Consider the following 13431-nt stretch of genomic DNA (forward strand, 5'->3'; position numbering starts at 1 on the left):
CCAAGTGTTCATTACATAGCGGAAGGGACTTTTATATTAGGGTTTCAAAGCAAGGCAATCGAATCCTCATGCACTTTGTATAAATGATGGTTATCCATATCTATCTCTTCGTCTTGGGCTTAATTTTAGGCTCATTCTTTAACGTTGTCGGTTTAAGTGTCCCAGCCAGTCATTCATTTGCGAATCGTCGCTCCGCCTGTCCTTCTTGCGGGCGTACATTGACATTCTTCGAGTTGATACCGGTTATTTCTTATATGTTGCAAGACGGAAAATGCCGGGGCTGTAAAACAAGGATTTCCCCCCTTTATCCGGTAGTGGAAATGCTGACCGGTGTTTTGTTTGCCTCTGCTCCCATATTCCTTGGCTGGTCGAACGAACTCTTGATTGGCTGGACATTGATTTCATTATTTATGATCATCTTCGTGACTGATGTCGCCTATATGCTCATACCTGATAAAATTCTGCTTTTCTTTACAGTGATTTTTATCGTTCTAAGAGTCTCATTTCCGCTGTCGCCCTGGTGGGATTCAATTTTCGGAGCAGCGGTTGGCTTTAGCCTGCTGTTATTAATCGCTGTCATAAGTAAGGGTGGCATGGGTGGCGGTGATATCAAGCTATTTGCAGTGATTGGCTTTGTACTGGGAATGAAGATGGTGCTGTTATCGTTCCTTATTGCGTGCTTTTATGGGGCATTCTTTGGCATCATCGGGTTGTTGACCGGAATCCTAAAAAAGAAAACACTTATTCCTTTCGGACCGTATATCGTTTTTGGGACATTGACTGCTTATTTTTGGGGCGATTCCCTATTACATTGGTATGTAACTTTTTTAAGATGAGCTTAAAGGACCATCCTAATCCAAGAGGAATTTGTCACAAATCACCTGAACAATAGTGCAGTAGGGAACTATCCCCAATTGACCGCAAGTGAAGATGACATGAAAGAGGAATGCATGTAATTGGTGAGAGGCGATATTGAATGGTTCATGAACCAGAAGTACCAGTACCTGGAGTTCCCTTTTGGTTACCCATATATGAATAGGGAAATTTGACGAAACCTATTAATGACAAGACGACAAAAGTCTTGTTATTTTTTTTTACCTCTATGTTAGGATGAAAAAAATGATCTGGAGGGGAGGAAAAAAATTGGGCAAGCCGGAACAAAGCAAGGGTGTAACGATTAAAATAAATGGGGAAGAAAAAATATTTGCCGATAAAAAGATTGAAAGTCAAGAGGCGGCGAGTAAGGAGCAGGAACAGGAACACACAGATGAGAGTTTCGAATGGATACTCCCTGAGGATTCAAACGAAAACAAAATCGTTTTGGTTCCCACACCGCCAAAGAAGAAAATGCCTAAGCTCATCGGTTTTGGTACCAGTTCGCTGAAAAGTTTGGATAAAAGACCGTTCAAGACATTCATGATCGCTGTCATTTGTGCTGTTTTTTTTGGGTCGATTCTTGGCTTGATCGCCGTTAAAACGATAACAAAGGAAAAAGCCGAAGTATCTTCAGTCGAGACCTCGATTCCAACGGAAGCTACTGTTGAGGATAAAAAAGCGGCAGTGACTGAACCAGGAAACCAGCTGAAGACATTCCTTGTACAGGGAGGAGTATTCAGCAGCGAGGATGCGGCAAGGCAAGTACAAAAGAAAATCATTGAAAAGCAGGTTCCTGCTGAAATTTTCAAATTGGAAGACAGCTATTATCTATTCTTGGGATCGGCAGAGAGTCTAGCTGCAAGTAAGGAGCTGGCCTTGTTCTTAAAGTCCTATGATGTGGACGTATATTGGAAGGAAATCAATTTTGAAGCTGCTGGGACAAGCCAAGAAGATGAGAAAACCCTCGACAAGATGAAGGCAGTATATGCTTCGTTGGCAGAAACATCCGCAACAAAGCTTCGTGGAAAGGAAGGGACGGTAAGCGAAGAAACCCTGAAAAAAAACATGGATGAACTGAAGGCGGGGAAATTATCGCCGGAGTTTTCGAATATGAACGATGACCTGACTGCTGCCGCTAAGTCGATTGACGAATATGAGACTTCCAAAAATGAAGAAAAGCTATTCCTGGCTCAGGAAAGTCTTCTTGATTTTTTATTGAATTTCCAAAATATATCGAGTTAAGTAGAGAAAAAAAAGGGGGGCTGCCTAATGGGATAAGCTCCCCAATATGAAGTCATCTGTGACACCTTTTTTATTTTCCGGGAAATACTTACAGGCATTTGTCGATTCCTAGTAAACAATAATTGTGGATTGCATCATAATTTGATAGGATAGATATGTATCTCCCTATGTAAAGAAAGGTGACTTTTATATTATGCAGCCATTGATTTTAGCTTCTTCATCACCACGTCGTAAAGAACTTCTACAATTTCTTCAAATCCCCTTTGAAAGCATGAATTCCAATGTCGATGAAAGTATTGATGAAAACATGTTTCCTGATGCAGCGGTGAAAGAACTGGCCACCCGTAAAGCGGAAGCCATCGCAGCAAAATTTCAGGAAAGCTGGGTAATCGGCTCGGATACCGTTGTTGTCCTTGATGGTGAGATATTGGGTAAGCCGACAAGCCGGGCGGATGGAAAAAGAATGCTGGAAATGTTATCAGGACGGACACATGAAGTATACACAGGTGTCGCCATCCTATTCGGCAAGCATCGCAGAGTATTTGCAGAAAAAACGGAAGTGACATTTTGGGAGCTGCCAGAAAATGAAATCGAACGTTATCTGGATAGCGGGGAACCTTTTGACAAAGCTGGCGGCTATGGGATTCAAGGATACGGATCTCTTCTTGTCGAACAAATCAAAGGTGACTATTTCTCAGTCGTCGGGCTTCCGGTCTCAAGACTGGCCCGGGAACTTAAAGCGATGCAGGAAGAGTTAGGATAATCTGATTTCCTCTGGCATCTTCCCTTTTCTAAGGAAGGGTTGATTTTTTGAGCGAAAAAATGTTAATACGGGATTACCCGAAAGAAGAGAGGCCGCGCGAAAGGTTTCTGCAGGACGGACCGCAAAGTCTCTCCAATCAGGAATTGCTCGCTTTGCTATTGAGGACGGGATCAAGGGAAGAATCAGTCCTGCAACTATCTGGCAGACTCATCAATTCCTTCAAGGGCCTGCGCCTACTAAAAGAAGCCTCAGTGGAAGAACTGACAGTTATTAAAGGGATTGGTGAAGCAAAAGCGATTCAAATCCTTGCCTCTGTCGAACTTGGCAGGAGAATTAACAATTTGAATGATCAAGACCGTTATGTGATTCGATCTCCTGAAGATGGAGCCAATTATTGCATGGAAGAAATGCGGTTTTTATCACAGGAACATTTCGTCTGTCTCTATTTAAATACGAAAAATCAAGTGCTTCAAAAAACTACGGTATTCATCGGCAGCCTCAATGCCTCGATCGTGCATCCGCGCGAGGTCTTTAAAGAGGCTTTCAAAAGGTCCGCTGCCTCTATCATCTGTCTTCATAACCACCCCTCCGGAGACCCCTCTCCCAGCAGAGAAGATATTGAAGTGACGAAAAGGCTAGTCGAATGTGGTAAAATAATCGGGATTGAAGTATTGGACCATATCATCATCGGGGAGCATAAATATGTTAGTTTGAAGGAAAAAGGTTATTTATGACACTATCAAAATTTTTGACGATACGATATAATATTGTTTATGATTTTTAAAAGAGGAAACTTTTTCAAAACTCTTATTGTCAAAAAACGACAAATTATTATTTGAACTTATAAAAAAAGGCATTTTTGTTTACGAAAGGGAGATACCATAATGTTTGGAATTGGCGCTAGAGATATAGGGATTGATTTAGGGACGGCGAATACGCTTGTCTATGTGAAAGGAAAAGGTATCGCAGTACGTGAACCATCGGTTGTAGCTGTGCAAACAGATACAAAGCAAATCGTTGCAGTAGGAAACGATGCGAAAAACATGATCGGCCGTACACCTGGTAACGTGGTTGCCCTTCGCCCGATGAAGGATGGAGTAATTGCCGATTATGAAACGACGGCTACCATGATGAAGTACTATATGAAGGAAGCTCAAAAGAAGGGCGTATTCGGCAACAAGCCATATGTCATGATTTGTGTGCCTTCTGGAATTACGGCAGTTGAGCAGCGTGCAGTCATCGCTGCAGCTAGACAAGCTGGAGCCCGTGACGCATATCCTATCGAAGAACCGTTTGCAGCAGCGATCGGTGCGGACCTTCCTGTTTGGGAGCCTACAGGCAGCATGGTCGTTGATATCGGCGGAGGAACGACGGAAGTGGCAATCATTTCCCTTGGCGGTATCGTTACAAGCCAATCGATCCGAATTGCCGGTGACGAAATGGATGATGCCATTATCGTTTACATCCGTAAGAACTACAATTTGATGATCGGTGAGCGTACTGCTGAAGCGATCAAAATGGAAATTGGTTCTGCTGGAGACACGGAAGGCGTAGAAAACATGGAAATTCGCGGCCGTGACCTATTGACAGGATTACCGAAAACGATCGAAATTACAGCTGAGGAAATATCCAAAGCATTAAGCGACACAGTTTCTGCAATTGTGGATTCCGTGAAAAACACTTTAGAGAAAACACCACCTGAATTAGCCGCTGACATCATGGACAGAGGCATTGTATTGACAGGCGGGGGTGCTTTGCTGCGCAATTTGGATAAAGTCATCAGTGAAGAAACGCAAATGCCGGTGATCATCGCTGAAAATCCACTGGATTGTGTTGCAATCGGAACGGGAAAAGCGCTGGACCACATTCATTTATTCAAGACTAAATCAAGAGATTCGCGATAAGCATTACTTCTCAAATAGGGCCGGCTCAACAAAAGGTGCAATTTTGAGCCGGTTTTTCTTATGTTTTGCTGTTTAATTAAATCCATAGTGTAAGTTTAAGACCATAGAGTAAATTTTAGATAGAGGTGTAATCACCATGCCACAGTTTTTTAATAAAAAGCTCCTTCTCTTGCTCGTTAGTATTATCGTTCTCGTGGCATTGATCGGTTTTTCATTAAGGGAGAGAGAAGAGTTGACTTGGCCGGAGCAATTCCTGAAAGATACGACAGGCTGGGTCGGAAATGTGTTTAATAAGCCAGTATCGGGTATAACAGGTTTTGTAGGGGGCTTAAAAGACCTTCAACATACATACGATGAAAACAAAAAATTAAAAGCCCGCTTGGATGAATATGTATTATTGAAAACCCAAGTCCAAGATTTAAAGGAAGAAAATGAAGAACTTCGCGATAACCTCAAAAAAGAAGATGACCTGCGGAAGTATTCGCCCACCCAGGCGACGGTCATTGGACGTAATCCCGACCGCTGGCATGAAATGCTGACGATTAATAAAGGGAAGCGTAATGGGGTAGAAAAAAACATGGCTGTCATCACGTCCAATGGGCTAGTCGGTAAGGTGAAATCAGCGACGGATTTCACGGCCTCGGTTCAACTTTTAAGTTCGATCGATAAAGCCAACCGTGTCTCGGCGATCGTTCAAGGTGATGATAAAGCATATGGCTTGATTGAAGGATTCGATGATAAGAAGAACCTTTTGCTGATGAAACGGATTCCATATGATAAAAAGATCAAGAAAAATTCATTGGTCATCACATCCGGTTATGGAGGGATCTTTCCGAAAGGTCTGCTGATCGGTAAAGTTGTCGATGTCAAAGTGGATCAATATGGATTGAACCAGACCGCATATATTGAACCTTCGACGGATTTTTATGATATTAATAATGTTATGGTCGTTCAGCGCGAAGTGGACGGTGTACCGAAAGAAAGTGAAGGGGAGGATGAAGCTGAGTGAGATATTTCATCCTTTCTTTTATAGCCTTGGTTTTTTTTGTTTTTGAAAGCATCTTCGCCCAGATGTTCGCTGGCGACGCATTCGGGGCCGATAAAATCCTCGTGCCCCATTTCATGATGATTTTCGTTTTTTTCCTGACCATGTACGGGTCCAGGAAAATGGGTATGTTTTATGGGGCGATTCTTGGGTTGACTTATGATGTTGTATATACGGAAATCCTTGGGATTTACATGTTCCTGCTGCCTTTTCTTGCCTATCTGATCTCGAAAAGCATGAAAATCCTGCAAAATAATATATTGATTGCCTGCCTTACTGCGCTTTTATCCACGGCAGTTTTAGAGGTTGTCATCTTTCAGATGAATATCATCCTATCATTTGCAGATATGGGATTTGGTGAATTTGCGGAACGGAGATTGATTCCGACATTATTATTGAATCTCGCATTCATTATTATCAGCTGCTATCCTTTAAAGAGAATGATTGAAAAGCTTGATTTGCAAGGTGAAACGGAATAACGTTCCTGTGTCTTAAGAAGCAGGTGAGAAATGTATTTTCTCTTTTCCGTGTACGTAGAAAAAGGAAATTTGTTTTCCTATGTCGAATTATATTTCATTGAGGTGAAACAAACGTCATGAATAAAAGAATTCAGCAAAATGTCATGATTAAGGGAACAAAAGACGGGTTTATGCTTCATCTCGATGATTCTTGCTCATTTTCCGAATTATTGAAAGAGTTAGAAGTGAAGCTTTCGGCAAACTATCAGTTTCAAGAAAATGACCCGTCCATTTCCGTAAAAGTACATACAGGGAACCGCTATCTTGATGAACAACAAGAAGAAAAGATTAAAGAGGTCATCCATAAAAAGAAGAAGCTTTTCGTAGATGAGATGATTTCGAATGTCCTGACGAAGGATGAAGCGAAACGATGGAAAGATGAAAACCAAGTGACGACCGTGACCAAGGTGATAAGGTCGGGACAGGTTTTTGAAGTTCCTGGAGACTTACTTCTAATTGGGGATGTCAATCCCGACGGAACGGTTCGTGCGGGTGGCAACATATATATCATGGGACAGCTCAAGGGAATAGCCCATGCCGGATATAAAGGGAATAATGAGGCCATTATAGCTGCCTCCGTCATGAAGCCTGCACAGCTGCGCATTGCCGGACAAGTGAATTTATCTCCTGACCAATATACGAAATGGGGACATGACCTGGAATGTGCCTTCATGGATGAAGAAGAAAATATCATAATAGAAAAACTGCAAGTCTTAAAGAAATATAGACCTAATTTAAATAGATTAGAAGGGGGTCTCTAATCGTGGGAGAGGCAATAGTTATAACATCCGGTAAGGGTGGTGTCGGGAAAACGACCACCTCCGCCAATTTAGGAACATCTTTAGCTCTTCTAGGCAAAAAGGTTTGCTTGATTGATACGGATATTGGTCTTCGGAATTTGGATGTGATCATGGGATTGGAGAATCGCATCATCTATGATTTGGTCGATGTGGTCGAAGGGCGCTGTAAGATACATCAAGCGCTTATTAAAGATAAGCATTTCGAGGATTTGCTTTATCTGCTTCCAGCTCCGCAAAATAGTGATAAAACAGTGGTGAATGAAGAGCAGATGAGGAAACTCATAAGCGATATGAAGCCTGACTATGATTATGTCATCATTGATTGCCCTGCAGGCATTGAACAGGGCTTCAGGAATGCCATAGCTGGGGCAGACAAGGCGATCATAGTTACGACTGCAGAGAGACCGGCTGTAAGGGATGCTGACCGTATTATTGGCCTGCTTGAAAAAGAAGAGCATATTGAACCGCCTCAATTGATCATTAACCGGATACGTGGCCATTTGCTTCATGAGGATGAAGAAATGGATATCGATGGAGTTGCCGATTTTCTTAAGATTGATTTGATCGGCGTCATTCCTGATGATGACCAAGTCATAGTGGCAGCGAATAAAAAGGAACCCATTGCCTATAATCCGGACAATAGAGTTTCGCTTGCCTATCGGAACATTGCCAGAAGGATCCTTGGTGAATCTGTGCCCTTGACTCCAATTGGCAGCGAACCAAAGGGATTCATGTCCAAATTGAAAAAATTCTTTAGCGTGCGGTAAATCTATATTTCATATCAAGAAGCGGGGAGCATTTGATGCCCTCGCTTTTTTTTGCGCACGGAACTTCATGTAAATAAAAAAGGCAAGCCATATATTGGCTTGCCTGTTCAATATGCTAAAATCCAGCGGGTTATCCGCGTCTTCCGCCTCTGCCGCCGCGTTTTGATTCAGTGCTGCGTTTAAGAGTCGATAAATTTTCTTCACTAGTCTTTAAAAAGCGAACCATTTTATCTTCGAAATTTTCCTTTGGTTGGAAATTACCTTTTGAACGAAAATCTTTAGAACGGCTATCCCCTTGGCGTGGTGGGCGTTTGGTATAAGAAGAGGTTTGCCCTTCGGGTCTATCTATAGCCTTTTTGATGGACAAGGCAGTTTTTCCGTCTTTCTCACTAATCACTTTTACTTCAATTTGGTCGCCTACTTTAAGATGGTCATTTACGTCTTTTACATAGCTATCTGCTACCTCACTGATATGCACAAGACCTGTTGAGCCTCCTGGTAATTCTACGAATGCTCCAAAATTAGTGATACCTGTTACTTTACCTTGTACTTTGCTGCCTATTTCGATTGACATAAAAAAATGTTCCCCCTCAATAATGTTAAAACCACTTTATTATAACAAATTCTAGGGAACAATATCAATCTCAATTATTCGATTTTCTGAATCGATGTCCGAATCTCCTTGGAAATTCATAAGTTTCCGGTGAATTTTTCATTGGAAAAAATTTTTTCAGGGATGTGTAGAAAGAAAATATTTTCTCCGTCATAGTCCGGACAAGTTGCTCATACGTTGTAATATAGCGCTTTGACATGAGCAGGGGGGGGAAATCTGGAATGGATGATCGCAGGAAAGATATCCGCAATCGTATTGCCAAGAGACGTAAGTTTAATGATAAACCGGCAGGAAGCAGTAGTTGGACGGAGATCAACAATGAGGAACCATATGGGATTGATTCATATAACGGGTATTCCGAGAAAGATCATCCGCTCTTCAAGAAAGAATATTTTTTCTTTAAAATCCTTGCCAGTGTATGCCTTTTCCTGATTATCGCGGTGATGTTCAAACACCCTTCTGTGCGGCTGGACCCTGCCAGAAGTTTTGTCACGGAGAACATGAACAAGGAATTTCAGTTCGCTTCAATCTCCAACTGGTATGAAAGTGCGTTTGGTAAACCGATCGCTTTTTTACCGAATGAAGCCAATACGGAAACTGTTGATTCGAATGAAGAATATGCAATGCCAGCTTCTGCGAAGATTACCCAAACCTTCGAGACGAACGGTGAGGGAATCATATTGGAAACGAGCAAAGGCTCAAAGGTCGAGGCCGTCAATGAAGGAGTAGTCATTTTTGCTGGTGAAAAGGAGGGGATTGGAAAGACTGTCGTCATACAGCATGCCAATAAAAGTGAATCTTGGTATGGGCAGCTGGAAGGAATTGATGTGAAATTGTATGAGTTCGTTAAAAAGGGCAATGAAGTGGGACAGGTTACACTAAGTGAAGATGGATCCAAGGGCAGATTTTATTTAGCGATAAAAGAAAATGATGCTTTCGTCGATCCTAAAAAGGTGATTTCCTTTGAGTGAATATGGGAAATTGCTGTTTAAAATCAGGGTGCACCCGACATTGTGGTTTGTAATTGGCATCGCCATCCTCACTGCCCATTTCATTGAAGTGATGATGCTGTTGCTCATCGTCTTCATTCATGAAATGGGGCATGCTGTCTGTGCCCAGCACTTCAAATGGCGGATAAAGTCAATCCAGCTGCTTCCTTTTGGTGGGGCTGTCGAGACTGAGGAGTACGGAAATAAGAGTTTGAAGGAGGATTTGGCGGTGGTGCTTGCCGGTCCGCTTCAACATGTTTGGCTCATTGGTGCAGCTTTTTTGCTCTATTTCTTTACCATTATCCCATATGAGCTGTATCAACCCTTTTTGTATATGAATCTTATGCTGCTGATTTTTAATCTGCTGCCAATTTGGCCCTTGGACGGGGGACGGCTGCTATTCATCGGTGTATCCCTATACTGCACCTTTCTGGAAGCGCAGAAACATACACTTCACTTTTCTGCAGTATTCGCTGTCCTGGCTTTTTTGACCTGGCTCATTCTGGATCCGCTCAATTTGAACATCTGGCTCATCATCTTTTTCATAAGTCTCTCACTCGTAATGGAATGGCGGCAGAGATATTATGCGTTCATCCGCTTTCTTTTGCAGCGCCATTACGGGCATACGAATGATTTGGCGAAACTGAAGCCGATTTCGGTGGATTCACAAGAACCGATTTATAAAGTGCTGGAACTGTTTCAACGCGGCTGTAAACACCCCGTCATCATCATGAAAAACGGGAAAGAGAGCGGCTCGTTGGATGAAACGGAAATCCTTCATGCATATTTTTCAGAGAAAATGACAAACGGGAAAATCGGCGACCTATTATATTCTTATTAAATATGTTATCCTTTCTTCAAATTGAGGAGAGGATTTTTTTTGATGAAAAAAATGATCGCGAACCTAGCTTCACGCGAAAAAAGAGTGGCCGTACTTGAGAATGGTGTTTTACGTAAACTTGAAATCATGCCGCCTCAAAAGCGCAGTACGGTCGGTAATATTTATCTTGGGAAGGTGACGAAGGTGTTACCGGGAATGGATGCCGTCTTCATAGATTATGGTGCAGAGAAGAATGGTTTTTTACACCGTGACGAGATTCCCTCTTTCCAGCTGACAAAAAAAAGTGATGGGAAAGCATCCATCGGTCAACTTGTCCGTCAAGGAGAAAAGCTGCTAGTTCAGGTGACTCGGGATGAAACGGGCACCAAAGGAGCTAAATTGACTGGGTTGATCGAGTTTTCAACAGATTCCCTCGTATACATACATGGAATAGATTATGTTGGTGTTTCAAAGAAATTCAAAAACGATGATCTTCATAAGCAGTGGCGGGAAACGGCCCTGCAATATAAAAATCCTGATGAGGGATTGATTGTCCGCACCTCGATGGAGAACGAAAGTGAATCGGTCTTCCTTGACAGGTTAACTGGATTGCGGGAGCTCTATAAAGGGTTTGAAGTAAAGGCTGCTTCCCTCAAGGCCCCGTCCCTTCTCTATGAGAGGGACGCATACCTTGACATGATCATTTCAGAAATGTCGGGAACGGCGACCGGGGAACTTACCATCGATGATTTCGAGGCTTATCGGGAGTTGAAAAAGTGGATACAGGAAAACCGTAAGGAGTGGGTAATATCCCATGTATCTGGTCCGAAGAATGTTTTTTCCGAATGGAATGTGGAAGCGCAAGTTGAGAAAATGGCCAAGAAAATCGTTTGGCTTGAGAATGGCGGATATTTAATTTTTGAAGAAACGGAAGCTTTCACCGTAATCGATGTCAATTCAGGTAAGTTCACCGGCAAGGTGGCGAAGGAAGCAACATTGTTTGCGGTTAATCAGGCTGCTGCGAAAGAGGTAGCCCGTCAACTGAGATTGAGGAATATCAGCGGAATCATCTTGATAGATTTCATCAATATGGACAATTCACGGCATGAGCAGGAAATCATCGAAATCGTGAAAAAGGAAGCGGTGAGGGATGAGAAGCGAATCCAGGTCATCGGCTTTACGGAATTGGGCATTTTACAAATGACGAGAAAGCGAACCTCCCCGTCTTTAAGTGAAATGATGTCGGTGCCTTGCCCCGTGTGCAGTGGAAGCGGTAAAATCGAGAGCCCGGAAACGGTGGCCTTCCGGTTGGAACGGGAACTGCTGGAACACAGGAAGACGGATGAAGAAGCGGTCTGGGTGGAGGTCAGTAAAGCGGTGGCGGACGTGCTGCTGGGTGAAAAGGAATCATATCGGCCTACACTGGAGGAATTGATCGCTAAAAAGATATTCCTATCTTTTATCCCAGGTTCGAGGAATGCCTATTCCATCAAGCGCTTCGGGAGCATTCAGGAAATCGGGCGGGCTTTCGGGTGAAGAGCAGGAATTCTTATAAATATATTGACAGCCTTTCCTGTTTCATGTTAGGATTTTAATGTTATGTTTGTAGCACCCGTGCTACAACCGCTCAACAACAGGTTTTAAGCTTTTGCCTTTCTGGTAAAACGCCTGTGATTGGCGAGTCTGAGACATTTAAGGAGGTGCAAGTATGTACGCAATTATCGAAACTGGCGGTAAACAAATTAAAGTAGCAGCTGGCGAAGCGGTTTACATTGAAAAATTAAACGCAGAAGCAGGCGAAACTGTTACATTTGACAAAGTTTTATTCGTAGGTGGCGAAGACGTGAAAGTCGGTGCTCCACTAGTTGAAGGCGCTACTGTAACAGGTACTGTCGAAAAACAAGGTAAGCAAAAGAAAATCACTGTTTTCAAATACAAAGCGAAAAAGAACAATCGTAAAAAACAAGGTCATCGTCAACCATACACAAAAGTTGTTATCGAAGCAATCAACGCGTAAGGGCTGATTCTAGATGATTAAAGTTGTATTTGATGCTCCGCAGGAACGGATTGCTTCGTTCACCTTAAGCGGACATGCTAATTTTGCTAAAAAAGGTTCTGATATCGTTTGTGCAGGTGTATCGGCTGTTTCCTTCGGGGCAGTCAATGCGATCATGTCCTTAACGGACGTAGAGCCTGAGATTGAGCAAGGGAGAGAAGGCGGCTATCTTCGCTGCGTCATTCCGGGGAATCTTTCATTGGAATCGGAAGAGAAGGTTCAGCTGCTCTTGAACAGTATGCTCATATCGCTGCAAACTATCGAACGTGATTATGGTAAATACATGAAAATTATCCTCAACCAATAGGAGGTGGAACAAATGTTAAGATTAAATCTTCAGTTCTTCGCTTCGAAAAAAGGAGTAGGTTCTACAAAGAACGGACGTGACTCTCAATCTAAGCGTCTTGGCGCTAAACGTGCAGATGGTCAATTCGTTTCTGGTGGTTCTATCCTTTACCGTCAACGCGGAACAAAAATCTATCCAGGTGAGAACGTAGGCCGTGGTGGAGACGATACTCTATACGCTAAAGTAGACGGTGTTGTTAAATTCGAACGTTTCGGACGTGACCGTAAAAAAGTAAGCGTATATCCAGTTGCACAAGAAGCATAATTGGCATCTTTGAACAGAGGCTGACTCAAAAGGGTCTGATTCCTTCTACAAGACACTATATACCGCGTCATTTTTAATAATGGTATGCTATATAGTGATGAAGGGGTCCGGCCCTTTATTTATACTATAGGAACGAACCAGCAGTTTGCAGGAGACTTTAGTCATTAGTATAAGGAAAACAACCTCTGACTTACAAAAGGCTCGCCAATCGGCGGGCTTTCTTAAACTTTCAGGGGGAGAAATCCAAGATTACTCATCCATCCGATTTGGTTAAACCACATAGACACTCCAATTCAACTATAATATCTCCAATTGGTGCATAAATAAGGCCCATTCTCTTTTTTAGTTCAAATGGCTCTACCATCGTCCAAAGAACTCAGGGTGTGCGGCTGTATTTTTTGGACGGGGGCTTTCATGTGAAGGCATGT

The 13431-nt window shown here is 42.7% G+C and carries 16 protein-coding genes and 1 other annotated feature; of the genes, 15 read left to right on the plus strand and 1 reads right to left on the minus strand.

The window, feature by feature from the left end; genetic code table 11:
- Positions 1-83: 83 nt before the first annotated feature.
- From BS1321_RS20465 to minD, 9 genes are all read left to right on the plus strand, one after another.
- Positions 84-836: a prepilin peptidase gene (locus tag BS1321_RS20465; RefSeq protein ID WP_063232829.1), complete on the plus strand. Its 753-nt coding sequence runs from the start codon at positions 84-86 to the stop codon at positions 834-836.
- Between the two features lie 307 nt (positions 837-1143).
- Entirely contained in the window at positions 1144-2118 is a 975-nt protein-coding gene (locus BS1321_RS20470; protein WP_144479544.1) for a hypothetical protein, read from the plus strand.
- Positions 2119-2311: 193 nt separating this feature from the next.
- The gene (locus tag BS1321_RS20475; RefSeq protein WP_063232831.1) at positions 2312-2881 is read left to right on the plus strand and encodes a Maf family protein; all 570 of its coding nucleotides are present in this window, start codon (positions 2312-2314) and stop codon (positions 2879-2881) included.
- Positions 2882-2940: 59 nt separating this feature from the next.
- Positions 2941-3615, plus strand: a complete 675-nt coding sequence (radC, locus tag BS1321_RS20480) for a RadC family protein (RefSeq protein WP_053537324.1) — start codon at positions 2941-2943, stop codon at positions 3613-3615.
- A gap of 150 nt (positions 3616-3765) precedes the next feature.
- Positions 3766-4785, plus strand: coding sequence for a rod shape-determining protein (locus tag BS1321_RS20485; RefSeq protein ID WP_063232832.1), 1020 nt, complete (start codon positions 3766-3768; stop codon positions 4783-4785).
- A gap of 136 nt (positions 4786-4921) precedes the next feature.
- The gene (gene mreC / locus BS1321_RS20490) at positions 4922-5794 is read left to right on the plus strand and encodes a rod shape-determining protein MreC (RefSeq protein WP_034308869.1); all 873 of its coding nucleotides are present in this window, start codon (positions 4922-4924) and stop codon (positions 5792-5794) included.
- Positions 5791-6309, plus strand: a complete 519-nt coding sequence (mreD, locus tag BS1321_RS20495) for a rod shape-determining protein MreD (RefSeq protein WP_063232833.1) — start codon at positions 5791-5793, stop codon at positions 6307-6309. Before mreC ends, mreD begins: the two co-directional genes overlap by 4 nt.
- 116 nt (positions 6310-6425) lie before the next feature.
- A complete protein-coding gene (gene minC, locus BS1321_RS20500) occupies positions 6426-7109 on the plus strand; it encodes a septum site-determining protein MinC (protein WP_063232834.1) in 684 nt (227 codons plus the stop codon).
- A 2-nt stretch (positions 7110-7111) separates the two neighbouring features.
- The gene (gene minD / locus BS1321_RS20505) at positions 7112-7915 is read left to right on the plus strand and encodes a septum site-determining protein MinD (protein ID WP_034308862.1); all 804 of its coding nucleotides are present in this window, start codon (positions 7112-7114) and stop codon (positions 7913-7915) included.
- Positions 7916-8045: 130 nt separating this feature from the next.
- Here the strand turns inward: minD and BS1321_RS20510 are convergent, their stop codons facing one another.
- A complete protein-coding gene (locus BS1321_RS20510; RefSeq protein WP_034308861.1) occupies positions 8046-8489 on the minus strand; it encodes a S1 domain-containing RNA-binding protein in 444 nt (147 codons plus the stop codon).
- A 260-nt stretch (positions 8490-8749) separates the two neighbouring features.
- Here BS1321_RS20510 and BS1321_RS20515 point away from each other — a divergent pair, with 260 nt between their 5' ends.
- From BS1321_RS20515 to rpmA, 6 genes are all read left to right on the plus strand, one after another.
- Positions 8750-9499, plus strand: coding sequence for a M23 family metallopeptidase (locus BS1321_RS20515; RefSeq protein ID WP_063232835.1), 750 nt, complete (start codon positions 8750-8752; stop codon positions 9497-9499).
- Complete coding sequence (locus tag BS1321_RS20520) at positions 9492-10358, plus strand: M50 family metallopeptidase (RefSeq protein ID WP_063232836.1); 867 nt, start codon at positions 9492-9494, stop codon at positions 10356-10358. Before BS1321_RS20515 ends, BS1321_RS20520 begins: the two co-directional genes overlap by 8 nt.
- Before the next feature lie 42 nt (positions 10359-10400).
- Positions 10401-11873, plus strand: a complete 1473-nt coding sequence (locus BS1321_RS20525) for an Rne/Rng family ribonuclease (RefSeq protein ID WP_232522822.1) — start codon at positions 10401-10403, stop codon at positions 11871-11873.
- A gap of 75 nt (positions 11874-11948) precedes the next feature.
- Positions 11949-12032 (plus strand) — a sequence feature (ribosomal protein L21 leader region).
- Between the two features lie 13 nt (positions 12033-12045).
- Positions 12046-12354 (plus strand): 50S ribosomal protein L21, encoded by a 309-nt coding sequence (gene rplU / locus BS1321_RS20530; protein ID WP_034308849.1) that lies wholly within the window; start codon positions 12046-12048, stop codon positions 12352-12354.
- 13 nt (positions 12355-12367) lie between these two features.
- Complete coding sequence (locus BS1321_RS20535; RefSeq protein WP_063232838.1) at positions 12368-12700, plus strand: ribosomal-processing cysteine protease Prp; 333 nt, start codon at positions 12368-12370, stop codon at positions 12698-12700.
- Between the two features lie 12 nt (positions 12701-12712).
- Positions 12713-13003: a 50S ribosomal protein L27 gene (gene rpmA / locus BS1321_RS20540; RefSeq protein WP_034308845.1), complete on the plus strand. Its 291-nt coding sequence runs from the start codon at positions 12713-12715 to the stop codon at positions 13001-13003.
- The last annotated feature ends 428 nt before the right edge of the window (positions 13004-13431 follow it).

This window comes from Peribacillus simplex NBRC 15720 = DSM 1321, from assembly GCF_002243645.1.
Taxonomy (GTDB): Bacteria; Bacillota; Bacilli; order Bacillales; family DSM-1321; genus Peribacillus; species Peribacillus simplex.

Bases quoted from the DNA above. Each gene is read 5' to 3' on its own strand.
- rpmA (WP_034308845.1), top strand. From the start codon at position 12,713: ATGTTAAGATTAAATCTTCAGTTCTTCGCTTCGAAAAAAGGAGTAGGT.
- BS1321_RS20510 (WP_034308861.1), bottom strand. From the start codon at position 8,489: ATGTCAATCGAAATAGGCAGCAAAGTACAAGGTAAAGTAACAGGTATC.
- minC (WP_063232834.1), top strand. From the start codon at position 6,426: ATGAATAAAAGAATTCAGCAAAATGTCATGATTAAGGGAACAAAAGAC.
- BS1321_RS20475 (WP_063232831.1), top strand. From the start codon at position 2,312: ATGCAGCCATTGATTTTAGCTTCTTCATCACCACGTCGTAAAGAACTT.
- BS1321_RS20515 (WP_063232835.1), top strand. From the start codon at position 8,750: ATGGATGATCGCAGGAAAGATATCCGCAATCGTATTGCCAAGAGACGT.
- BS1321_RS20535 (WP_063232838.1), top strand. From the start codon at position 12,368: ATGATTAAAGTTGTATTTGATGCTCCGCAGGAACGGATTGCTTCGTTC.
- BS1321_RS20485 (WP_063232832.1), top strand. From the start codon at position 3,766: ATGTTTGGAATTGGCGCTAGAGATATAGGGATTGATTTAGGGACGGCG.
- radC (WP_053537324.1), top strand. From the start codon at position 2,941: ATGTTAATACGGGATTACCCGAAAGAAGAGAGGCCGCGCGAAAGGTTT.
- BS1321_RS20525 (WP_232522822.1), top strand. From the start codon at position 10,401: ATGAAAAAAATGATCGCGAACCTAGCTTCACGCGAAAAAAGAGTGGCC.
- mreC (WP_034308869.1), top strand. From the start codon at position 4,922: ATGCCACAGTTTTTTAATAAAAAGCTCCTTCTCTTGCTCGTTAGTATT.
- rplU (WP_034308849.1), top strand. From the start codon at position 12,046: ATGTACGCAATTATCGAAACTGGCGGTAAACAAATTAAAGTAGCAGCT.
- BS1321_RS20465 (WP_063232829.1), top strand. From the start codon at position 84: ATGATGGTTATCCATATCTATCTCTTCGTCTTGGGCTTAATTTTAGGC.